Below are 20464 nucleotides of genomic sequence, written 5' to 3'. Positions count from 1 at the left end.
ACCCTCATATGCAATCGTGTCAAGCATCGTCAATAATGCGCGCGGTTTCAGGACTTGACGATCTTGTGGCGGTACTCTCCCTTTCTCGTCCTGACCACTACGTAGTAATTTCCCGGCGCCACGGCACGTTCTTTCTGGTCAGTGCCATCCCATATGACAGCGTGCTGACCCGCCTTTTGCCGGTTGTTCGCATATTTACGCAAGCACTTGCCCGCTCCGTCGTAGATCGCGACTGTGACCGCTGATGGTAATGTCAATTCGTAAGTGATCCTGGCCGTATGGGAGAACGGATTAGGCTGGACCCTGATCTTAGTGCCGGCTTTGCCCTGCTCGTGCTCTTTTATTCCCACAAGCTGATGACCGGCTGAAAATACCAGCAGCGGCAGATCGGCCGCGGGGATACCCAGAGCGCTGATAATGGCGGTCCGTTCCGATGAGTTGAAATTGCACGTGAAATGACCCTGCAGGCTCAAGGATGCCGCCTGCAGTAGCGCGCCGGCTCCGGCATAACCCGCCTCGATGAGCTGCCAGCGGCTTGCCGTGGTAGCGCAGAAAACATAATAATCGGGGGCGGACTGCGGAATACGCGCGACCGCCGCGCGCAGGTTAGACCTGCGGTCACCGGTCGTTACCCGCTCGATGCGGTGGTCCCTGGTGGTCACTCCTCCCGACGGCAGGCGGATGTGGTAGCGTTCAACGCCCTCTGACCGTACGATGTAGATATGACCCGTGAGGTAAAAATTCGCCACGGCCGATGCAGCCACCAGGCCAGCCCGGTTATTGGTCGTCATGTGCGGATTATTGCCGTACGATGCCCAGGCAAGCTGGGAGAGTTCATTAAGGGTCAGTTCGGTGGAATCGAAATCACTGCCGTAGATCAAACCCGACAACCCGTTTTCCAGCAGCACGGTCCCGTCAGTCGATGGATCAGGCAGGCTACCGTCCGAAGATATCGCGACGAGTGAGTTCGTAATGCCGCTTACAGTTCCCATCAGGCCGTAGCAATTGACCATCTGTACCGTGTACGCCGGGCTCCAGTTGCTGTTGGCGTACGTTGTCGCGCTTTCCTTGGGACAGCCTGACGGCTGGCTGCTCGTGCTTGTCCAGAACGCGACCGAAGCCAGGTGCCCAAAGTGCAATGCCGCGCCCGCGTCCTCGGCCAGGTCGCTGGCAACCCCCACTTCAAACGCAGTGGCGGCTTCAGACTTGTGATTACCGCTGAGGTGCACGATAATATCATGAGCGACCTCGTCATAGCGGTAAACATTGTCTGACCGCGCCGCGTAGATGATCCGGTTCGAACCGACCATGGGCGCCTTGGAAGCGGCCCAGAGGATATTCCCCAGGATCTGGTCGGAAAGCGATCCGCTGTAACTGCCGTGATACGACCTGCGGCTGTTCATGACGATCTCGGAAGAAAAAGTATTGATCTGGACCGGTGGTAATGCGCGCGCATCCGGGAACAAAACCGGCAGGTTGCCGGCAAGAGCTTTTTTGTAATTCAACATGGCGCCGGCGCCGCCGGCAAGCAGGATCTTTAAAAACTTTCTTCTTTCCATAACGCCTCCAGTTTCTGTTAAATTATAAGCCCCTGACATTCCATGTCAAGAGGGCAACAAAACAGCCGGATTCTTCTCCGCTTGTTCTGTTTTTTCTACAATAAAACCTCCCCCTTGATGGCGACAATTCACCCCCTCCTTTATCCTCCCCCCTCGAGGGCAGCATCAAAGACTAAACCCTCACCTTAATCCTCTCCCTTGAAAAGGGAGAGGGTAGGGGTGAGGGATAACTGGAGTCCTGTAGGAGGAGGGTTAGGGAGGGGGATAATGCTGGATACATAAGAGGGATGAATTTACGTGGCAACGACTTGACAGCGCATTGAATCGACAATATAATATGCCATCAGGAGGATGAATGTTTAAAGCCTTATCCCTGTTTTTCTCTTTGATACTTTTTCTCCATGCTGGATACTACAGCACAATCCGGGGTAAAGCTACAGATGATGAAACTGGTGAACCTCTTACCGGTGTCCATCTACATATTGAAGATCTTGAAATATTTACAGAAACAGACAGCGCTGGCGAATTTATTTTTCCCTTTATATACGTAGGAGATTATCAAATATTTATATCTTTTCTAGGTTTTACACCGTACGGCATAAACATTTCACTGCAAGCACAGCAGGTATATTATCTCGATATCAAACTCAAACCAAGCCTCCTTAATCTTGAGGCTCATGTTTATAATGCGGATCTATTTTTTACAGGACAGACCAGCAATGTGCAAATAATGACATCGAATGGCATTAAAAAGTATCCTGTATCTATCCTCAACGAAATTCTTGCCCTCCAACCCGGGGTCACTGAAAGTGATCAAGGTTTTCATCTGCGCGGCGGCAATAGTGACGAAATTTCATATTATGTCGACGGCATTGCGGTCAGTAGTACTTCATCATCCCTGCCGGGCTTGTTATCGATTGATAGAATGTCCCTTATGTGCAACAACATCAACGCTGAATATGGCAACGCTCTATCAGGAACCGTTGATATCATGACAAAGGATAGCGGCGCGCGGCCATCAGCCCATATTGGGCTAAATAGCGATAAGGTTTTCAGCAGCAAAGCTCTTGATTATGGTTACAATAAGTGCGATCTATCTCTTGGCGGACCGATCGCGAAAAGATTCAGATATTTCGGGTCAGCCGACATGGCGTTGACCGACGCATACCAGAAGGCTTTATATAAAGTGTACTCGCCCCGGATGGATCACCACATGTTCGGTAAGGTGTCTTATTTAATACCCGGCGCCAAAGGCAGGATCTCGGCTTCAGGATTTAAATCCCGTGACCAGTATGTTGTTTGGAGTCCATACACAAAGGGCGGCAATGAATTCAAATATTTTAAAAACAAACCGATGTACCGAATGAAAAACAGCCTTATGTCAGCAGCAATCGATTATCAGGTGGCCAGCAAAACGATGATATCCGCGAAACTGGGATTATCAAGCAGCGACAACTGCTACGGCAACCGGGATTACGCATGGGAAAAACAAAACGGAAGGCAGTGGTATGATGATTACCGGCTAAAAGCAGAGCATCTTATCCAGTACCTTGACAATATCAGTGATAACCCGGAACTCTCGCCGCGCCATATTATTAGAGACAGTCTCCAGAACCATCACACGGAATGCACAGATTGCGGTGCCCAGGCACTACGCCGTAATCCATATGGCATAGAAGGTATCCTCTACACTTACGGTGATTTCCCCGGCTGGATCTATGGACAAAATAATGACCTGCAAACACGATTAGATATCAGTCATTTTTTTGGGAAAGTAAACAATCTTCAAGGCGGCGTAAAATTTACCAATTATGACATTAAGTATTATGAAAACCAATTGCCCTGGTTCTATAGTCCGTTCTTTATGTATTATAAACGACAGCCTCGGACTTTTGCATTTTATCTCCAGGATAAAATCAACCTTAAGCGGATCGCCGGCCAGGCAGGACTGCGTCTTGACTGGCTTGATCCCCGAGCATGCGCGTACAGGCACAGGTACCCGGGAGATTTTTTAGACACCACCACGAGCACTGCTGATGATCTCCTGAGGATCTCACCGCGGCTCGGTCTGGGAATACTGGTAACCGACAGGACGCAGTTGCGTCTTTCATATGGACACTACAATAAGAATCCTGATTTCAAAGCCCTCTACTATACCGGTGACACTGCTACCGTTTGGATATTCCCGGTTCGCGGTTACGATAAATTGAACAATATTTCACTTTACCCGGAGAAAACCGTAGCTTACGAGATCGGACTTGAACACCGCATCTCACAAAAACTTACTTTTGGAATTGACACCTATTTAAAGAACTCATACGACCTTATCGAACTCCTGCCGGTCAATGCCCTGCCTATCCCCTATTTCGAATATCACAATAACGGCACACGAAGTATAAATGGTGTTGAATTCAATTTTACCGCAATGCTGTCAACTCTTTCGAAATTGCAGGTCAGTTATAATTTACAGTCAGCCACAGCCCAGGAGCCATGGCCTTATTATCATGGCGGTGATGATTACTATTATCCGGACACATTAAATACAAACAACGGACTTCTTTCATTCCCGGTTGACTGGGATGAAAGAAATACGATAGAAGCCCTGATCGAATATGGATTCCCGCGGCGCCATGCCATTTCACCTCTCCAGGAATTGACCACCACAATTGCCTGCGCATACCACGACGGGCATCCATACACCACCGAGAATCTCCATGGCGATTATATCAGCGATATTAACACGGTAGACACGCTGCCCGGTTACGTGAATGTCGATCTGAAATGCAGTAAAATAATCAGGATAAACTCAGTCGCGTTAACTGTAACCGGACAAATATATAATCTGTTCAACACTAAACAGATCATTGAAGTTTACCCCACGACCGGTCTACCTGACAACATCGGCTATCCAGATCCGTCCATTTATGCTTTCAATGTTATCACCCTGACCAGCTTCTTTTATACTCCGCAAGCCGACTATAACCACGACGGCATCAATTCACGAGTCGAATTGCGGGATGAATACGTAGCGGCGATAAAGAACCTGTACGCGGATCCGACGAATTATAACGGGCCGTTCCGAGCTCAAATAGGCATCGCCGTCGGATTTTAGGTTTTTCACTGCAAAATACTCGTTCAGGTCTCTTGAAAAATCATCTTTTCCAGTTATACTTCATCTAATGAAAGACAATATCAAAAAGTACACGCTTTCCGGCCTGCAGGAAAAATTCAACGAACTGGGACTGGAACGGTACCGCGGTCAGCAGGTCTTCCAATGGCTATGGCAAAAAAATACCGGGGATTTCGCGAAGATGACCAATCTGTCAAAAGACCTGCGCGCTTTGCTGACGGAACGCTTTGATATCCACTTAATGAAAACAGAGCAGACGGCCTGCTCCGCCGACGGCACGGAAAAATATCTTTTCAAGCTAACCGACCGCAGCCGGATCGAATCGGTCTTCATCCCTGAAACAAAACGCCAAACCATCTGCGTTTCCACCCAGGCCGGATGCGCCATGGGCTGCAAGTTCTGCGCGACCGCGCTTTTAGGGTTTAAGCGGAACCTGCTGGCCCATGAGATCGCCGAGCAGGTACAACTTGTGAACACTGATCAAGAGGTCACGACCAGCAACGTAGTCTTCATGGGAATGGGCGAGCCGCTCCATAACCTGACCGCAGTCGAAGATGCGGTCGGAATTCTTTCTGCAACCATCGGCTTGAGCATCAGCCAGAGGCACATCACGGTATCCACGATCGGACTGATCGAGGGCTTAAGGCGCCTGATCGATTCGCCGCTGAAGGCAAAACTCGCGATATCGCTTAATTTCCCGGACGAACAACAGCGCCAGAACATGATGCCGGCGACGAAAAAAAACCCGCTGCGGGAAGTCCTAAAACTAGCCCGGGAATATTCCGAGAAAAAACACATGGTCACGTTCGAATATGTTGTGATCGATGGCATTAATGACCGCGTCCGGGACGCCCGGCTCCTGCTCCGTCTGCTTAAAAACATCCCTTCAAAGATCAACCTGATCCCGTACAACCAACATCCTTCTCTGCCCTATAAAACACCCACTCTTTCCAAGCTGGAACAGATCGAACAGGTACTCATGGATTCAAAGCACGCGGTGACGACCCGCAAATCACGCGGCCAGGAGATCCTGGCCGGCTGCGGACAATTGGCGTTAACAACAGCAGGCAGTAAAGAGAAAAAGACAGGAATTAGTAAGTAGTAAGTAGAAAAAACAGAAGTTAGAAATTAGTTATTAGTAGGTAGCAGATAGAAAAAAATAATGGAAATAAAAGAAGTAGAAAGATAAAAAACAAAGGGCTATTGATTTTTGGCGATCAATGGCTATACTATGCCTGCCATGAAACGCTATATTTACTGCCCGATGTGCCGGGGCCGATTGAAAAAAATCAAGATCGACGATAATTACCGCCAGGTCTGCGGTAAATGCGGCTGGCGCCATTACTCGAACCCCGTGCCCGCGGTGGCCGCGTTCGTGCAGAACGCCCACGGCGAGATCCTTCTGATAAAAAGAGGCCTTGAACCGGGCAAGGGAAAGTGGGCATTGCCGTCGGGTTTTATCGAATACGATGAAATACCCGAGCATACCGTGCTGCGGGAATTAAAAGAAGAAACCAACATCCGCGGCAAGATCGAAAGGCTACTGGGCGTGCATATCGAGAAGACGAGCGTATACGGGAACATCATCCTTACAGGCTATGACATTTCTTTCACTGGCGGCAAACCGGTAGCTGGATCGGATTCGGTCGAAGCGGAATTTTTTCCCAAGGACAAACTGCCATACATCCCTTTTGTCAGCCACCGGGCGATAATAAGGGAAGGACTGTCTGATCGGCCCGCCAGCACGGTCTTTATCGAGGTATTGAAATCAAAGATCACCGAGGCATTCGTCACGGGCACGGTCCTGCACTATAACGGCAGCATGGGCATCGATGAAAGGGTGCTGCGGGCGGCGAATATCCTGCCGGGTGAAAAGGTCCACGTGTTGAATTATAACAACGCCGAGCGGCTCGAGACCTACACGATCGCCGAAAAAGCCGGTTCCGGAAGGTTCGTTATGTACGGTCCTGCATCCCTTAAAGGGAAGGTAGGGCACAAACTATGCATCCTGGCTTATGCCCGGGTAGATCCGGACCTGGCCAAACGCACGAAACCCAGCATTGTTGTTCTCTCCAATAAGAACAAAACGATCCAGATGCAGCATTCCTAAGCGCTATCAAATGCGCACCCGGGACAATATCTCATACATATACGGACCCGTACCCTCTCGAAGGCTCGGCTATTCCCTCGGAATAGATGTCGTCGCGCACAAGATATGCAGTTTTGACTGCATTTACTGCCAGCTCGGCAAAACCACGGACCTGACGCTCGAACGCAAGGTCTATGTCGAACCAGCCGAGATCATCCGGCAGGTCACCGAAGCCATCAACCAGGGCTCGCGCATCGATTACCTGACATTCTCGGGTTCGGGCGAACCAACTTTAAACTCGCGCATCGGGTATATGATCAGCGAACTCAAAGCCAAAACCCGGCTGCCTGTGGCGGTCATCACCAACGGTTCACTCCTGTTCATGCCCGAAGTACAGCGCGACCTCAGCGGAGCCGATGTGGTCTTGCCGACGCTCTGCGCGGCGCGCGAATCAACGATGCGGAAGATCAACCGGATGCACGTCGGCATTTCCGCGCGGGTCATCATCGACGGGCTGGGCGACTTTCGTGCTCACTACAACGGACAGATCTGGCTTGAGATCATGCTGATAAAGGGTATCAATGACACGTCCGATGAGATCGCGGAACTCAAAAAAGCGACCGATTCCATCAGACCAGATAGGATTCAGTTGAACACGGTAGTCAGACCGTCCAGTGAAAAAACCGCACGGCCGCTCAGCATGCCTGAACTCGAGCACGTTCGTGAACTACTGGGCGGAAACTGCGAAATAATCGCCGAATTCAAGGATTCAAAAGATCCAGTGGCGGTGCCGCGCTTGCGCCAGGCGATCCTGGACATTTTGAAACGGCGGCCCGTGACCGCCGATGATATCGTCCGTTCTCTGGGCGCCGATCAAAAAGCGGTTCAGGCCATTTTGAACGATCTGCATATCCTTAAAAAAATAGAAAAAAAGCTCCATGGCGGAGCTAATTATTACAGTCTGCCCGGCCGCAACGACCAGGCATAGCCCTGATTACCAGAAACATACTTTGACAATGCGCCCTTTACGGTCGAACCTCAGCCTCTCCATTTCCAGCAGTTTTCTTTTTAATTTTACGCCGCCCCGGTAACCGCCCAATGATCCATCGCTGCGGACCGCTCGATGGCACGGGATCAATAAAGGAAATGGATTACGCGCCAGCGCGTTGCCGACCGCGCGCGCGGCTCCAGGGTTACCGAGTTTCTTTGCCAGACGGCCGTACGTGCTCACCTGGCCCCGCGGGATCCGGTATTCCATCAGCAGCACGCGTTTCTGGAAAACGCCGGTCCGGCGCCAGTCAACGAGGTCGAGCGGCAGGCGTATTGTTCTTCCATCAAGGTATGCTCTGATCTTCTTTAAAACCCGCATGATCCTGGGACAATCATGTTTTTTCATGCCCGGACAGATCCTGTTTATGCACGTTTTCAATTTCTCCGAAGGCAGAGTGACGCGTATGATCCGCGGTTTTATCCTATCGCACGTGAATATGATGCCGATCCTTCCGACCGATGAATCGCAGGCACAATAGTATATATGATCCATATGCCTGGTTATTATAAGCATCAGCGGCAATAAATCAATGAACAAGATCAAGTTCAGCATTCTGGATAAAAATGACGCCCGATACTTCAGGAACGGCAGCGCGACCGCCCGGGAACTGCTGAATTTGAAGATACTGGTGAAACGCCTGGAGATCCTGAAGCAGCTCGGCTCGGGCAGGGAGATCATCGGCATCGGCGAAAATTTGGTCGCTCAATTCGCCGGAGAGAAAATGCCGTCGATATTCTCCGAAATCTATTACTTCCTGTCCGAGGGTTATCTCATCCTGAGCGACTACAGCAAGATGGCGGAGTCCGCCAACCGGGCGATCGCGCTTTACGAAAAAAGCGGCGATAAAAAAGGCCAGGCCAAGTGCCTGGATACCCTGGGTGTGGTCTTCGAGGATACGGGACAACAGGAAATGGCCCTGGAGCATTACTCCCGCGCCCTGGCGATCCAGGAGCAGATCGGCGATGAATTGGGACAGGCGGAGAGCCTGCTCAATATCGCCACCTGTCTTATCGGTTTAAAGAAATATGAAAGCTCCAACGATTTCTTCCAAAAAGCGCGCCGGGCCTGCCAGCGCATCGGCGACAAGCGGACCCTTGGTTATGTGTACAGCAATTATGTCCTCCTCCTCATCAAAACCCAGCGATGGGAGGAAATAAAAACATACATTGAACTGTCATTGCAGGTAAGGCGCGATATCGGCGACCGATACGGCGAAGGATTCAGCCAATACTGGCTGGCTTGGGAATCGATGCGCGAAGGCCGGTGGGATGCGGCCGCCCGGTATTTCAAGGAAAACATCCGGCTTCGCGAACAGCTCGGCGAAAAGCTGTTCATTATCAACGATTACGCGCAGTACGGCACAATGCTGGGCAAGCAGGGCAATTACCCGGAAGCGGTCGCCCTGCTCGAAAAAGCGGTGCGCAATGCCACCCAGCTCAAAGCCCTGGATTATCTTTTTTACGCCAGGATGGAACTCGCTAACATCTTCACAATGCAGGGAAAGTTCGCCGATGCCGATCGATATCTGGACGAAGCCCGGGCATGCGGCGTTGATGACCAGGGGATCTTCCTTATAACCTGCCGTAAAGCCGAGCTCGCCATCAGGCAGGGTAATACCGCCGGCGCATTGGAGATCCTGCGGGAGATCGAAGACCGGGTGAAGGTCTCGCCGATCAACCTGCGCAATTTATATTTCAGGATCAGTGCGAAATACGGGATCGCAACAAATGATGACCCCGGGACCATTGAACATGATTTCAGGAAAGCGGAGCTTCACGCGCGGGATTTTTTTATCCAGGACAGATACCTGCTGGCCGTTACGTTATATGAATTTTGCGGCTGGCTTAAGGCGGTCGATCGCCCATACCAGGAGCGGCTGTCCGAGGCGATCGCGATCCTGCGGGACCTGGGCGCCGACGACTGCCTGCGCCGGATCGAGTCTGAGTTTGATCTGAAAATTCGTCCGTAAAAAATCTTATTTTTTTCTTGCTACGAAGATTTGCTCGCCAGAGTAATAATTATACGGTGATTTCTTGAAATCACCGAAAACATCCACGACTTTAAAACCGTATTTTTCCAGGAGCAGTTCAGCCTCATACCTGAACAAGTAACTTAGATCAAAAGACCAAACCTGCCGATACAGGTGGCGCTTATTGTCGGTCCATTCATAATAACGGTGTTCTTTCAGCGTCTGGGCAGCCAGATCGTATTTATCTTTTGCACGACGATCCACCTGGACTTTTTTCTCCGGATCGTAAAATTTCCCGAGGTACACGTTCCTTCTGACCTGGGCAAGCAGGTCGTGCCGGGGTACAAAAAGATCGAGGATTAGCAGACCTTTTTTTACCAGATGCCGGTTGATGCAGACCAGGCATTCTCCCTGTGCTTTCTTATCAACCAGGCTCTGAAAGGACCTGAACGCAATTATTATCAAAGCGAATTTTCGGTGAAACCTGAAATCAGTCATGTCACCCTGCACAAGGTTTACGCGCTTCTGGATCGCTTTCCCCAGATGATCTACCTTGGTGCGGGCGATGCCCAGCATTTCCCGTGAGATATCCAGTCCCGTGATCCGCGCGCCGGCCCTGGCGATCGGTATCAGCACCCGGCCCGTGCCGCAGGCGAGTTCCAGCACTTCGCCGCGGCATTTTTTCACATAGGCGACATAGAACGGAATATCCTGTCTGAAATGTCTTTGTTCCTGATCGTAAAAGTGCGCCACCGGATCAAACACTGCTTTTTTCATAATTTCCTCCCGATGCAGCGGGCCGCATCGATCTTCCCATCATTACCGCATTACCGCCAGATCTAATCACCCGCGAACACCACCTTATAGACATATGTACATATGTGCATATGCTCAATTATCATATTATCAATATCAATCGTCGGCATGAACGCGATGCAGGGTTCGGTTCACGAACTTATTGAGGGCTTCAACAACTTCTTTCACTTCACGTGAATATTTGATCCAATAGTATGAGCCATCGCTTTTGACTTCATATCGCACCAATTCTGCACTTCGAAGCCGAGCGAGATGATGCGACACCGTCGGTTGTGACCGCGACACCCTGCGCACAATTTCGTTCACCGTTAATGGACCTTCATTTAAAAGAACATTCACGATAACATATTTTGCCGGATCACCCAGGATCCTGGCCAGCCTTGATTCCCGGTACAAAACTTCTTTCATCGGTTTTGATCTTAGAACTCTCCTCACTATTTCCTCCGTTTTAAAAATATAGATGTCGGACAGGAATCAGGTCCTCTCACTCCCATAGTTCACCGCGGATCTTTCTTATATCCTCGGCGTCGGGCAGGAAAGGAAAATTCCTGATGTCGGGACCGGGCAGCGAATCCGAGTACGGCCGGTTACAGGCGACCTCGCCGTCTGCGCCCGGACAACCGCTGGTCATGAACGGTTTGCCTGAATCAATGAACTTGTTAAGCCGTGCTTCGGCCATGCCAAAATCCGTCAGTCGTCCGTTTTTCCCGAACTGAAACTCGATCGTTTCAGCCTGACCGGTGTTGATGAGATAGCACGCCAGCTGCGCGCGGCGGTACTGGCCGATCGCCGGCGGCGGATGCGAAGCCAGCAGCGAATCCGGCTCGGGAAAGAACGTGAACAAATGGGTCTCAATGCCGCGGTCATGAGCTTCCTGGATAAGCCTGATCATTTCTTCCTCGGTTTCACCCAGCCCCACGATCAAATGCACGCCCACTTTACGCTTTCCGAAAACACCGACGGCTTCATCCAGCAGTTGCCAGTATTTTTCCCACTTGTGGGGACCATTCACGCCTTTGCCCCGGTAACGTTCGAACAAATGCGGGGTGGCGGCATCAACCGCGATGCCCATCCGGTCAGCGCCGTTATTCTCGAAGTCCCGCAGGTCAGAAGCGGTCAGGATCGTCGGCGCTGCCAGCACTGATACGGGCATTGACAGAGAATCCTTAAGCGCCTGCAGTACCGCGTTCGTGTCCTTTATTGCCCGGCGGTTGGTCACCATGGAAATACAGATCCTTTTTACACCTGAAAGGTTGCTCTTCATATGCTCGATCACGTCAACCAGCTCGTAGATATCCCACTGGACGCGGATGAAACTTTTTTCGGTATAAGTACCCGGCCTTTTCAGTGACAGGCCGCAGTATGCGCAGTTCCCGGCACAACCTTCTTTATAATTCAGCAGGATGTTCACGCAGGGCGATGTCGCGCCACGGTAGAACAGGCCAGTCTTGTAACCAAGGACCATTGCCGCCGCCAGGCTGATCCGCACGTATTCAGGGCTCTCGCGCGCCTCACTTTTTTTCGTTTTCATTTTCATTATCATTCCTTCACAGAACGACTTAGCTAATGACGAGCGGTCAATCCAGAGAGCAGCATGTCTTTCTCCATTCGATCTCCAGTCCTTCATCCTGTGCCTGCTTGACGGCCTGGTCTGAAGGAATGGCGATCCGGTTGACCCCGCATTTGACCGCCCAGACGTCGATCTCGTTATCGCCCCGCTTACGAGCGCACCCCAGTGCCAGGGGCGTGGATGGTATTGTCATCCGGGCGGTTGCGATCAGCCGGGCGATGTCGCGCGCATCCGGGGGTTTTGTACCGGCCATCGGTGTGTCGGGCAGCGGCATGAGGCTCACGATAACAACAGCCGCCGGATGATAGTGCCGGACAATATCAAGCGCCCGGTATTCACCCATGATCACACCGTGATCCAATCCTGCTACGATATGGGGTATAAAGGGAATACCTGCTGTTTGCAGGACATCCAGCGTGGCGACGATACCTCTGACCTTGAACCCTGCATTGTAGACCCGTTCTAATGTTAGATCCTCACCGATAACATCGATCAGGGCCTGGTCAACACCGGCCTCCTTAAGCATCCAGGCTGTCTTCTCATCGAGCAGGCCGCAGTGGATCGATATTTTCAAACTTTGCCTTGCTTTGATCTCGCGGATCGTTGGGATAAATTTAAGCCAGGGCATGGTGCCGTCCGGGCTGAGACCGCCGCTGAGCAAGCAGCCGATATCGCCTTTCTCTTCAAGGCGGCGGCAGACGGTCATCAGTTCATCGGGCGTCGTTGCCGGTATCATGGGTTCGAGGAGTTTGGCCCGGCAGTGGCGGCATTGCAGAGCGCATGCGTTACCGGTCAGGCTGACCGCCGGGTACTTCCCCCTGGCACCATTGTAGTGGAACATTCCCGGGACATAAAAGGTGATCCGTGAACCGAAATTTTTTCGTGCCGTATCGCGCGCTTGTCTGGCGAGCGCATCAAGGTCTGTCATGAATAGTACTCGGGGAACGCGACCCAGCATTTTTTCAGGTTCACGTCCAGGTTCTCCCATTCTGTTTCCATCTGGCGGCGCCGGCTAACAGCTCTCAGCAACTCCTCTTCGTAGCGCGCCTTCCATTGTTTTTCATATTCGTCCAGTATTCCCATGTCATTGTTCAGAATGGCCCGGGCCGCGGCCGCGCCCGCCATCTGCCCGCAAGTGACCGCCTGGGCAATGCCGGCGCCAGTGATCGGATGCGTCTGGCCGGCGGCGTCACCGACCAGCACGATATTGCCTTCGACCGTCCGCAAGGGCCCGCCCACCGGGATCAACCCCGCGGTGACCGACACGGGTTTACCGGTGATCCGGCCCTGGCTGGTCAAGTTTTCCACAAAATGGTCCAGCAGCTCGTAAACGGTATTGCACTCGGCCGGAACATACTTTATACCCACTCCGACATTGGCCGACCAGCCTTTTGGGAAGAGCCACGCGTAACCGCCGAAATAGTTCTTCGAAAAATAGACCTCGGTGGACCGGGACTGCTCTTTCAAAGGCACCTCATATTGCGCGGCGAAGATCATTTCCGTATGGGTCTGGCCGATCAGCGAACCAATGACCGAACGGGGGCCATCGGCGCCGATGATGAGCCGGGTATCGACCTCAAAATCCATATAATTTTGAACCATCAGGATCTTGCCTTTTCGTTTTGAAACGCACCGGGCATTGGTCAGTATCTCGACCCCGGCCAGCGCCGCCTTGAGCGCGAGGTCCTTGTCAAATATCGAACGGTTCAGGACGTAACCGGGCGCGTCGGTCTCGTGGCATGTGCCGTCGGGGAAAAAGGTCTTCATGGTCGAGATCGAACACGCCACTGCCGCCGGGCTGACATCGACCTCGTTCAGCAGCGGCTTGGGGATGAATTCAGCGCACTGCACCGGAGTTCCGATCGTTGTTCTCTTGTCGACCAGCATGACCCTGGCTCCATGTTTGACCGCCGCCAGTGCCGCCGAAGAACCGGCCGGACCGGCGCCCACGACTAAGATGTCACATTGCATCAAGCACCTCGCTTAGTAACGGAACATTGATATCGGTTTCATTTTCAAAAACGCCCCGGTAGGCATCGCGCGCTTTTCCCAGGTCATAGCAGGTGGTATTATTGATATCCACCAGGATGCCGGGGAGTTGCGCCTTTCGGAAATCATCCAGATGCTTTAGATAGAACGCCTCGCAGCAACACCCGATATATGCCCTTGTGCCCTTTGTGCGCAGCCGCTCCAGCGTCCTCATCAGATCTTCAAAACTGAGGATCGTCACGACCGCCATCCGGTGCTTATGCGCCAGCCCGTATACATCGCTGACGCTGCACTGACCGCACACGGCGCAGCGCTTGCGGAAACGGTATCCACAGGCGTTCGCTTTCGCGCAGTACGGCACGAGGATATGATCCGGCCTGGCCCGCGCGATCCCTTCGAACGAACCGTTAACCGGGAAAACATGGTTCGCCCAGCGTAGCGAGATCCCGTGGTGGACCAGTTGCAGGCGGTCAAGCGCTTTGAATATGCTATGACGCATGTCGGCCGACCTGACCCCCGGTAACTTGTTTCCGTTGCCGTTAAAGAAAGCTTCGAGCTCACGGTTGATCAAAACCCGGTCCATCGGGATATCCTTGAAACGCGATTCCAGATCGAGAATCGACTGCTGCGGATAAGCGAAAAAATCGCCGGTGATCATCAGGCTCTGGATACGTTTGAACCTTAAGTTCACGATCATGGTCGTCTTGATGAGACCGCCGCGGCAGCGATGCGCTGCGGAGATCACCGGCTGCTCGGCCGCGGGCATTTTGACCTTGTCGATCCACTTGCGTTCACCGAACCGCCGCCTTAACTTAAGAAAAAGGCGCTGTTCATCCTGAGTCAGGCTGCCGGTCTTCAGGGAAACACCGAACTCCTTTTCAAAACCTTCGCGCAGGCGTCCCTTGATCTCGTTTTGCTCGAGGTCCGCTCCTGTTTCCCATTTCAGGCAGGTGACCCGTTCTTTTGCCGATTCCAGCTCCCGCGCTTTGAGCTTTTCAATGGGGATACGGAGTGCCCTCATCATGGTATCGACATCAAAGTCGACCAGCAGCGTGCCTTGGAAAAGGAACGCGGCCCCGTCTTCGGTGCCGCCCGTGCCGGAGATCTTCCGTCCCCTGACTTCGATATCATTCCGGGACCGGAAACTGGCGTTGACGCCCATGGTCTTGAGCGCCCGGATCACCGGTTGGCAAAGTTTTTTGAAAAATTCAGGGTTCGCGATCCCGATATTGAAAAATTCCTTCGCGCAGATAATCTCCCAGCCGATCTGAGTGCGGTCGAAAAAGATCGTGCCGCCACCGGTTATGCGGCGGTTGATATCAATACCCTTTGTCCGGCAATGCTCGGTCCTGACCTCCTGCGCCGCGCACTGGTGAAAGCCCAGCAGCACGGCCGGTGGATCAAACTGCAGGAACCGCACCGTATTGGGGCTGGCCCTACGGCCGCATTCCTCGAGCAGGACCTCGTCCAGCGCGACATTGTCTGCCGCGGTTCGCGGACCGGTATCAAGGAATCGCCATTTTCTCATAGTTCATCGGGTTTATCATCAATGTATCATGTCAATAGTATTCAAAATAAGGGACGCGTCAACAGGCTTTCAAACCGTGCCCGGTGATGATCGAAACGATCATTTCCTTCGATCGGGAACAGCGAATATGTTTTTTGACCCCGGCGATGGTCGCGGCCGCGGTCGGCTCGATGTAATATCCCCACTTTCCCATTTGTTCCAGGGCAGCCACGATCTCATGATCGCTCACCGTAACGATCTCGCCGCGGCTGCTCTTGATCGCGGCAATTATCTGCCCGCCCCTGACCGGATCCCTGACTGCGATCCCTTCTGCCAGGATCTTTTTCCTGCCGCTCTTCGGCAGGAATAGCTCTTTTCCTTTCCATAAGTTGTACAGCGGCGCGCAATCGCGTGACTGCACCGCGATCAGTCTAGGCATTTTCCTGATCACTCGCGCCCGGACCAATTCGCTAAAACCTATATAAGCACCCAATAATATAGTGCCGTTGCCGGCCGGCAGCACAACGGTATCGGGCGGTCGCCAGCCCAGTTGCTCGCACACTTCGAAAGCGAACGTTTTAGTGCCGTGGAAAAAGTAAGGGTTCCAATAGTGGCTGGCATAATATTTTTTTTCGCTAGCCTTTAAAGCAACTGCAGCAGTATCTTCCCTTGATCCACGAACCTTATACAGGCACGCCCCGTAGTTTTTTATCTGCGTTAGCTTGGCTCCGGAGGCGTAGTCTGGAACATAAATATCGCATGCGATCCCGGCCTTTGCGCAATACGCCGCGATCGCGCACCCCGCGTTGCCCGATGAATCCTCGACGACCCTGGTTACTTTAAGTTCTTTGATCTTGCTGACCAGGACCGAAGCACCCCGGTCTTTGAATGAGCCGGACGGGAAAAGGTGGTCCTGCTTTATCAATACGCTGCGGCCGCCGAGATTCACCTCCAGCAAGGGCGTGAACCCTTCATCAAAGGACACGATGTTTTTATCATTATTTACCGGCAGCGCTTCGCGGTAACGCCACATGTTCGGCTTGCGTTTTTTTATCTTATCCAGGGGAAATTCAGCCTTGAATTCCAGGTCCAATAAACCGCCACAATTACAACGCCAGACCTTTGCCTCGGCGGGATATTTTCTATGGCATTGTGTGCAGACTAACTGCATCATGGGAACAATCTTAATGAAAATCAACGCCTTGTCAATCAAAAATGACGCTAAAAGCTATTCCTTGACTGGCATTGCGATATCGGTATAATTTAAAACCATGCGCGATGAATTGTACGTTTTAGATCTGGGCTTTAAAAATTACCAGGAGACTTGGGACCTGCAGAAAGAGCTCCACCGGTTAAGGTTGAATAACACCATCCCTGACACCCTGATCCTGGTGGAACACGATCCCGTGGTCACCATGGGAAAAAGCGGCAAAGAAAAAAATCTTTTGATGCCGCGTCCGCTCCTCAAGGAAAAAGGCATCGAGTATTACGAAATCGAAAGGGGCGGCGATATCACGTTCCACGGACCAGGCCAGCTCGTGGGCTACCTTATTTTCGATATTAAAAAAGGCCTGACCGGCATCAAGCCTTTCATGCACAAGATCGAAGACGCGATCATAGAAACGCTTCGCGCTTTTGATATAGAATCCTGCCGAAAAGAAAAACTCATCGGCATCTGGACAAGTAAGGGCAAGATCTGTTCCATCGGCGTCGCGGTCCAGCGCTGGGTCAGTTTTCACGGGTTCGCGCTTAACGTGAATACTGATCTGAAATACTTTGACCTGATCGTGCCCTGCGGCATTGCCGGCATAACCATGACGTCGATGGCGCAGAACCTGGGCAACACCGTGGCAATAAACGATGTCAAGGAAAAGATCATCGATTCTTTCGCCGATATTTTCGAAAAGGAAACCTGGAGAAAATGTTTAGCCGAGATTACCTCAAAAAGCCAGCCTGGATAAAACACCGTATCCCATCGGGCCCCGAATATAAAAAAACGCTGGAACTCCTCAGGCAATACGGCCTGGCGACCGTATGCGAGGAAGCGCGCTGTCCGAACATCGGCGAGTGCTGGCAGCGCGGCAGCGCGACCATCATGATCATGGGCAAGGTATGCACCCGGGCATGCCGGTTCTGCGCGGTCAAGACCGGCGATCCGGCCGGCTTCCTGGATGAGAACGAACCGCAGAACGTCGCCCGGGTCGTAAAGGAACTGGGATTACGTTACGTGGTCATAACATCGGTCGACCGCGACGACCTGCCAGACGCAGGCAGCGGCCATTACGCGCGCTGCGTCAGCTCGATAAAGCAAGTTTCCGGAACGGGGATCGAAGTCCTGATCCCGGATTTTGGCGGTCAGGAAGAACGACTAAGCAGGATCGTCAATGAAAAGCCCACGGTCATCGGCCACAACATCGAGACCGTCAAGCGACTTACCCCGCTTATCCGGGACCGGCGCTGCGGTTATGAAAGATCGCTGACCACGCTTTTGGCGATCAAACGGCTTGATCATGCCTGCGTGACCAAAAGCAGTATCATGGTCGGACTAGGAGAACAAACCGATGAAATCGCCGCCGCGCTGGACGACCTGGCCGCCGCGGCAGTGGACATCGTAACCATCGGCCAGTATCTTCAGCCGACCAGAAAGCACATGTCCGTGCAAAAGTATTATTCACTTAAGGAGTTCGATGAATTGAAAACGCTCGGAGAGCACGCCGGGATCAAACATGTCCTCAGCGGACCCATGGTGAGGTCATCGTACCGCGCCGCGGAAATCCTGGATATGTTTAAAGGCTGATGGACATACGTCCTGCATGACCAAAGGCATCCCTATATCTTGGACCAAATAGGATCTGTTTTTGGAGTAAATACAGGATAAGAACTAAAAAAAATAGCCGATAGTATACATGAAATAATTTTGAAAATACACTTGACAATCAAAAGGATTTATTTATAATTTTCCATCAAGGAGGTAACTGTGTTTCGTTACAAATATTTATTTGTAATAATATCGAAAATCCATAATGAATTCCTCCGTTTCACGCTGATATGAATATCTTGTTAATCGCATTGACCTTGTTTGCTAATTTCAATCAGAAGTGGGTCATTCCCCAGGGAACGGTTGGGAACGCAGGCAGAATCCTTGTCTGTGATTCTGATCGCGATGGGTACTTTGAGTTAATATTTACCACGTATGGAGAGTTTGCGATTTACTTTTACGAACTTCACCCTCCCACTACTTGGGTAGTGGACACAATTCCCTATGCTAATGCTCCAATATTGTGGGATTTCGGCGATTTCGACAGCGATGGGTTATACGATCTCGTGATGCAGTGCGGGTGTGTTGATCCTTACTGGGTGGGCATTACGATCTTCGAATCTCCCGATTCTTTTTCCTATCCTACCTGGGAGGTATGGCGCGATACTGTAGGACAAGCAGTAGTGCAGCCTATTTCTGCTTTTGATATTGACCTAGATGGCATTGCTGAATTTGTAACTAATGATGGTAATCCACCCAACTGGCTATGGATATATAAATCGTCGGGCAATAATCAGTATGATACAGTATTTACTGGCAATCCAGATACTTCCGGTCTTGATGGTCCTGTATCAACTCACGCTTTTGGAGATTTTGATCGGAACGAGAAAATTGAGTTGGTTGTCGGAGGCATGAGCGCTGGTGCGCTTGGTGCAACTTACTGGATATATGAATGTTCAGCAAATAACGCCTATGATCAAATTCTTCATGGTTATGTTGCTACAAAAAATATTAAGGATTGTTTTTCTGTTCCCGATGCCGATTCAGACGGCAAACTCGAATTTGTTGTTAAGGGCTTTTTCATTCCAGGCGCAGAGATTAATGCCTTCATCTTCGAGGCGACGGGTGATAATACTTATGAGATCGTGAAATCCATGACGTTTCCGGGCGGTGATTATTACGGCGGTTATTCAGATGCCGGCGATGTGGATGGCGATTCTATTCCAGAAATTGTGCTGGAAGCGCGTCAATATATTTATATCATCAAGGCTGCGGGTAATGATTCATTTTTTGTATGGGACACCTTGCCCGGCAATGTATCAGGATCAACGATCCGGGTAACTGACGATATCGATGGTGACGGTTTGAATGAGATAGTGATTTCCGGAAACAATCAAACCAGAATCTATGAATACGAACAGGGCGCAATTGAGGAAACCGCTCTCAATAAAAACTCTAATGCTCTCCTCTTGGGAATTTACCCTAATCCGTTCACTCAAACCCTGAATATTAAATTGCGATCTCCAACAAACGGAAAATACAGTATTAAAACTTACGATATTTCAGGTAAATTAGTGATAAACATTTATAATGGTTTAATAAACAAAAATGCTATTATAAACTGGAACGGAAACGATGAAAAGGGAAGACCCGTACCGCAAGGTGTTTATTTCCTGAAAGTTGATAATCTTGAGACCAAAGCGACTGAAGTCTTTAAGGTTCTAAGGACAAGATAAAATGTATAACAGATGCGATCATTATGAAGTTTCAACTTAAATGTAAATTAATCTTCATTCTTTTAAGCCTTGCCACAATCCAGGTATCGCCGGCTGATTCGATCCGAGATTGGCATATCCTTTTAAATGAGAGTTTTAATATTGATACCCTGCCCCTGGGGTGGACGATAAATGATGGCAATAATAATGGCATAACATGGACAATTAATACAATCGCCAACCGGGCAGAATATTCCGATTCGGGCTTTGCATCCGATGAAGCCATAATCACGCCCGCCCTCGCCATCCCA

General features: G+C 51.1%; 18 protein-coding genes. 9 read left to right on the top strand and 9 right to left on the bottom strand.

The window, feature by feature from the left end:
• Positions 1-47: 47 nt before the first annotated feature.
• The gene (locus VF399_02620; protein HEX7319235.1) at positions 48-1559 is read right to left on the bottom strand and encodes a FlgD immunoglobulin-like domain containing protein; all 1512 of its coding nucleotides are present in this window, start codon (positions 1557-1559) and stop codon (positions 48-50) included.
• 355 nt (positions 1560-1914) lie between these two features.
• Between VF399_02620 and VF399_02615 the strand changes: the two genes are divergently transcribed.
• The 4 genes from VF399_02615 (at position 1915) to VF399_02600 (ending at position 7766) form a co-directional block, all read left to right on the top strand.
• The gene (locus VF399_02615) at positions 1915-4671 is read left to right on the top strand and encodes a TonB-dependent receptor (GenBank protein ID HEX7319234.1); all 2757 of its coding nucleotides are present in this window, start codon (positions 1915-1917) and stop codon (positions 4669-4671) included.
• A gap of 67 nt (positions 4672-4738) precedes the next feature.
• Positions 4739-5791, top strand: a complete 1053-nt coding sequence (gene rlmN / locus VF399_02610) for a 23S rRNA (adenine(2503)-C(2))-methyltransferase RlmN (GenBank protein HEX7319233.1) — start codon at positions 4739-4741, stop codon at positions 5789-5791.
• Between the two features lie 138 nt (positions 5792-5929).
• On the top strand, positions 5930-6799 hold the full coding sequence (locus tag VF399_02605) for an aspartate 1-decarboxylase (protein HEX7319232.1): 870 nt from the start codon (positions 5930-5932) through the stop codon (positions 6797-6799).
• A gap of 10 nt (positions 6800-6809) precedes the next feature.
• Entirely contained in the window at positions 6810-7766 is a 957-nt protein-coding gene (locus VF399_02600; GenBank protein ID HEX7319231.1) for a radical SAM protein, read from the top strand.
• 6 nt (positions 7767-7772) lie between these two features.
• Here VF399_02600 and VF399_02595 read toward each other — a convergent pair whose 3' ends face one another.
• Entirely contained in the window at positions 7773-8321 is a 549-nt protein-coding gene (locus tag VF399_02595; protein HEX7319230.1) for an MGMT family protein, read from the bottom strand.
• A gap of 37 nt (positions 8322-8358) precedes the next feature.
• Between VF399_02595 and VF399_02590 the strand changes: the two genes are divergently transcribed.
• Positions 8359-9798, top strand: a complete 1440-nt coding sequence (locus VF399_02590) for a tetratricopeptide repeat protein (GenBank protein ID HEX7319229.1) — start codon at positions 8359-8361, stop codon at positions 9796-9798.
• A gap of 6 nt (positions 9799-9804) precedes the next feature.
• Here the strand turns inward: VF399_02590 and VF399_02585 are convergent, their stop codons facing one another.
• From VF399_02585 to VF399_02555, 7 genes are all read right to left on the bottom strand, one after another.
• Positions 9805-10575, bottom strand: coding sequence for a class I SAM-dependent methyltransferase (locus VF399_02585; protein ID HEX7319228.1), 771 nt, complete (start codon positions 10573-10575; stop codon positions 9805-9807).
• 135 nt (positions 10576-10710) lie between these two features.
• Positions 10711-11049 carry a metalloregulator ArsR/SmtB family transcription factor gene (locus VF399_02580; protein ID HEX7319227.1) on the bottom strand — a complete coding sequence of 113 codons (339 nt, stop codon included), beginning with the start codon at positions 11047-11049 and terminating at the stop codon, positions 10711-10713.
• Between the two features lie 49 nt (positions 11050-11098).
• Complete coding sequence (locus tag VF399_02575; protein HEX7319226.1) at positions 11099-12145, bottom strand: radical SAM protein; 1047 nt, start codon at positions 12143-12145, stop codon at positions 11099-11101.
• A gap of 46 nt (positions 12146-12191) precedes the next feature.
• Positions 12192-13112, bottom strand: coding sequence for a radical SAM protein (locus VF399_02570; protein ID HEX7319225.1), 921 nt, complete (start codon positions 13110-13112; stop codon positions 12192-12194).
• Positions 13109-14155, bottom strand: coding sequence for an NAD(P)/FAD-dependent oxidoreductase (locus tag VF399_02565; protein ID HEX7319224.1), 1047 nt, complete (start codon positions 14153-14155; stop codon positions 13109-13111). The genes VF399_02570 and VF399_02565 overlap by 4 nt, the downstream gene beginning before the upstream one ends.
• A complete protein-coding gene (locus tag VF399_02560) occupies positions 14145-15701 on the bottom strand; it encodes a DUF116 domain-containing protein (protein ID HEX7319223.1) in 1557 nt (518 codons plus the stop codon). Before VF399_02560 ends, VF399_02565 begins: the two co-directional genes overlap by 11 nt.
• Before the next feature lie 58 nt (positions 15702-15759).
• Positions 15760-16854 (bottom strand): threonine synthase, encoded by a 1095-nt coding sequence (locus tag VF399_02555; protein HEX7319222.1) that lies wholly within the window; start codon positions 16852-16854, stop codon positions 15760-15762.
• A 97-nt stretch (positions 16855-16951) separates the two neighbouring features.
• Between VF399_02555 and lipB the strand changes: the two genes are divergently transcribed.
• From lipB to VF399_02535, 4 genes are all read left to right on the top strand, one after another.
• Positions 16952-17641 carry a lipoyl(octanoyl) transferase LipB gene (lipB, locus tag VF399_02550; protein ID HEX7319221.1) on the top strand — a complete coding sequence of 230 codons (690 nt, stop codon included), beginning with the start codon at positions 16952-16954 and terminating at the stop codon, positions 17639-17641.
• Entirely contained in the window at positions 17602-18477 is an 876-nt protein-coding gene (gene lipA, locus VF399_02545; protein ID HEX7319220.1) for a lipoyl synthase, read from the top strand. Before lipB ends, lipA begins: the two co-directional genes overlap by 40 nt.
• A 251-nt stretch (positions 18478-18728) precedes the next feature.
• Positions 18729-20174, top strand: coding sequence for a T9SS type A sorting domain-containing protein (locus VF399_02540; GenBank protein ID HEX7319219.1), 1446 nt, complete (start codon positions 18729-18731; stop codon positions 20172-20174).
• 23 nt (positions 20175-20197) lie between these two features.
• Positions 20198-20464: hypothetical protein (locus VF399_02535; protein ID HEX7319218.1), on the top strand; the 267-nt coding region annotated here is incomplete at its 3' end.

The sequence above is a fragment of the bacterium genome, from assembly GCA_036382775.1.
In the GTDB taxonomy this organism is placed as follows: domain Bacteria; phylum Hydrothermota; class Tepidihabitantia; order SM23-42; family JAOAFX01; genus DASVHD01.
Note: the sequence above shows the minus strand (reverse complement) of the source record. Positions and strands in the feature narration are given on the sequence as shown.